Source organism: Streptomyces sp. UF-297 (assembly GCF_058245575.1).
This window is the reverse complement of sequence record NZ_JBSIBZ010000197.1, coordinates 1-2,910: the sequence shown is the minus strand read 5'-3', so window position 1 is coordinate 2,910 and position 2,910 is coordinate 1. Positions and strand designations below refer to the sequence as shown.

2 protein-coding genes, 1 tRNA gene and 1 pseudogene are annotated in these 2,910 nt (G+C 73.3%); 2 read left to right on the top strand and 2 right to left on the bottom strand.

Annotated features, from left to right (window positions below; genetic code table 11):
- Window positions 1-365 (bottom strand): annotated as a pseudogene (locus tag AC4IJH_RS43310) (hypothetical protein); the annotation flags it as partial.
- A 141-nt stretch (window positions 366-506) separates the two neighbouring features.
- Window positions 507-857, bottom strand: a complete 351-nt coding sequence (locus AC4IJH_RS43305; protein WP_490857534.1) for a metallopeptidase family protein — start codon at window positions 855-857, stop codon at window positions 507-509.
- Between the two features lie 152 nt (window positions 858-1,009).
- On the opposite strand from AC4IJH_RS43305, the gene AC4IJH_RS43300 reads away from it, so the two are divergent.
- A complete protein-coding gene (locus AC4IJH_RS43300; protein ID WP_490857533.1) occupies window positions 1,010-2,635 on the top strand; it encodes a metallophosphoesterase family protein in 1,626 nt (541 codons plus the stop codon).
- Between the two features lie 81 nt (window positions 2,636-2,716).
- A tRNA-Glu gene (locus AC4IJH_RS43295) sits at window positions 2,717-2,789 on the top strand.
- Window positions 2,790-2,910 lie beyond the last annotated feature (121 nt).

Below are 2,910 nucleotides of genomic sequence, written 5' to 3'. Positions count from 1 at the left end.
CCCGGGGGCAGGGCCGAGCCGTCCGGCGCCGCCGCCGAGGGGCCGCCGCCGGGCGCGGGCGAGGCCCCGTCCTCCCCCTTCGCCCCGTTCTCCCCGTCGTCCGTACCCTGCGACTCCCCCGTACGCCCCATCCGCCGCGGCCCGTCCCCGCGGCCGTCCACCGTCCCGCCGTCCGGCTCGGCCACGCTCCCGTCCGGCGCGCTCTTCCCCGACGGCTTGGGGGTCTCCGGGTCGCTCACGCTCATGCAGCCGGAGAGCGCCGAGGCCAGCGCCGAGACGACGGCGGCGGCGGCGAGGGCGCGGGAGCGGGACCAGGCGCGGCCGGAGAGCGGCCCCGAGGGCTCACCGGTGGACCTGCCGGGCAACGGGGATCGGAAAAGGATCGGGCGCACGGGCGGGACCTCCGGTTCCGGAGCGCGATGAGAGACGCCCTGCCCAACTCCCGCTCCCCGCCCGAGGACACGCGCCACGCACGCGCCACCCCACCCCCCGGCCCCACCTACCCCTCAGCCGTAACCCAGCGCATGCAGCCGCTCGTCATCGATCCCGAAGTGGTGCGCGATCTCATGAACGACCGTCACCTCCGTTTCGGCCACGACGTCGTCCCTGGTGTCGCACATGCGCAGGGTCGGGCCCCGGTAGATGGTGATCCGGTCGGGCAGGACGCCCGCGTACCACTCGCCGCGGTCGGTCAGCGGGGTTCCCTCGTAGAGCCCGAGCAGGTCGGGATCGTCGGCGGGCGGCTCGTCCTCGACGAAGACCGCCACGTTGTCCATCAGCCGCGTCAGCTCCGGCGGGATACGGTCCAGCGCCTCGGCGACCAGTTCCTCGAACTCCTCGCGCGTCATCTCCAGCACCCGCCCATTGTCCGCCACCGGGCCCCGAAAGCGATCGCCGAACGGCCCACCGCACCGCGCCCCGCCGCCCGGGCCGCGCCGTGCCCCGCCGTGCCCCGGGCCGCCTGCGCCCCGTCCGCATAGCGATCACCGGACCCGGGCATACGGCACCAATGGCTCGCACCGCGTCCCCCGGGAGCACTCCCCCGGGCCCCTCGCGCCTGCTCCGTGCCCGTCTGTCCCGTGTACGGAGCGCGCCCGCCGCCGTACTGCGTCACTACCGCTCCCACCACACCGCCCCCACCAGCACCCTCGTCCACACCCCGCACCCTTACGCCCGCGCCCTGGGGCTGATCGCCGTCACCCTGCTCGGCGCCTGGCTGGGCCTGCTCATCGTCGGCAGCATCCACGCGCCGGTGGGCCCCGTGGACACCAACATGACCCTGCGCCCCTCCCTCACCGGCGGCACCACGATCAATGTGTCGCCGCTGGGCGCGCTGGAGCTGCGCAGCCACTACGCCCCCATCCGCCTGGACGTCGACGTCGACCGGCTGGACCCCGTACGGTCCCAGGCCCTGGTCGACCACCCCGAGCGGTTCGCCGGGCTCCAGGCCGAGGTCACCCGCGACGTCACCCGCGGCACCGGCACCCTCGCCTTCCGCTCCTGCGTCGCGGTGGTCTCCGGCGCCACCGCGCTGGGCCTGGCCGTCTACCGCAGGCCGCGCCGCGCCCTGGCCGCCGGCGGTCTCGCGCTGGCCCTGCTCGCCGCCTCCGGAGCCGCCGCGTACGCCACCTGGAACCCCAAATCCGTCCTGGAGCCGAAGTTCTCCGGCCTGCTCTCCTCGGCCCCCTCGGTGGTCGGCAACGCCCGCAGCATCGTGAGCGAATTCGACGTCTACCAGCGGGAGTTGGCGCGGCTGGTGACCAATGTCACCAAGCTGTACGACGCGACCTCCACCCTCCCCGCCTATCAGCCCGACCCCACCACGATCCGCGTGCTGCACGTCTCCGACATCCACCTCAACCCCGGCGCCTGGCGGATCATCAAGTCGCTGGTCGCCCAGTACAAGATCAATGTGATCGTGGACACCGGCGACACCATGGACCACGGCTCGGCCGCCGAGAACCGCTTCCTGGACAGCGCCTCCTCGCTCGGCGCCCCCTACGTCTGGGTCCGCGGCAACCACGACTCGCTGACCACGCAGGAGTACATGGCCTCCCGCAAGAACGTCACCGTCCTGGACCACGGCCGCTCCGTAGGGGTCGCGGGGCTGCGTATCGCGGGCGTCGGCGACCCGCAGTTCACCCCGGACCGCACGGTGGTGGCCTCCGGCGACCCCGCCGAGCGCGTCGCCGGCAGCCTGCTGGCCGCCTCGCTGCGCTCGCAGCGGGCCGCGGGCCGCCCCGTCGACCTCGCCCTGGCCCACAACCCGGTGGCCGCCGCCGAGACCGACGGGCTGGTCCCGCTGGCCCTGGCCGGCCATGTCCACCACCGCGAGAACCGGACCCTGCCACACGGCACCCGCCTGATGATCGAGGGCTCCACGGGCGGCGGCGGGCTGCGCGCGGTGCAGGGCGAGAAGCCCGAGTCCGTCCAGGCCTCCGTCCTCTACCTGGACCGGCGCAGTAAGCGCCTGCAGGCTTGGGACGAGATCACGCTGGGCGGGCTGGGCCTGTCCAAGGCGGAGGTCAGCCGCCACCTGCCGCGGGAGAACCGGCCGAACCCCTCCCCCTCCCCGGCCCCCTCACAGACCCCCTCACCCACCTCGCCGACAGGCCCTGCGCACAGCCCTCCGTAAACCGTTTTGGCGAACGGTCCCCCCATCCCATATGCTTCTCACGTCCCCGAGGCGCCGACAAAGCGCCCAGGTGGGCCATCAGCCCTCATCGTCTAGTGGCCCAGGACGCCGCCCTTTCAAGGCGGTAGCACGGGTTCGAATCCCGTTGGGGGCACGCATCACCGTGTGCGAGACTGGTTCCGGCCGGTTTCGCACAATGCAAGGTCCTGTGGAGCAGTTTGGAGTGCTCGCCACCCTGTCAAGGTGGAGGCCGCGGGTTCAAATCCCGTCAGGAC

Coding starts and splice junctions, on each gene's coding strand:
- AC4IJH_RS43300 (WP_490857533.1), top strand. CDS start 1,010: ATGGCTCGCACCGCGTCCCCCGGGAGCACTCCCCCGGGCCCCTCGCGC.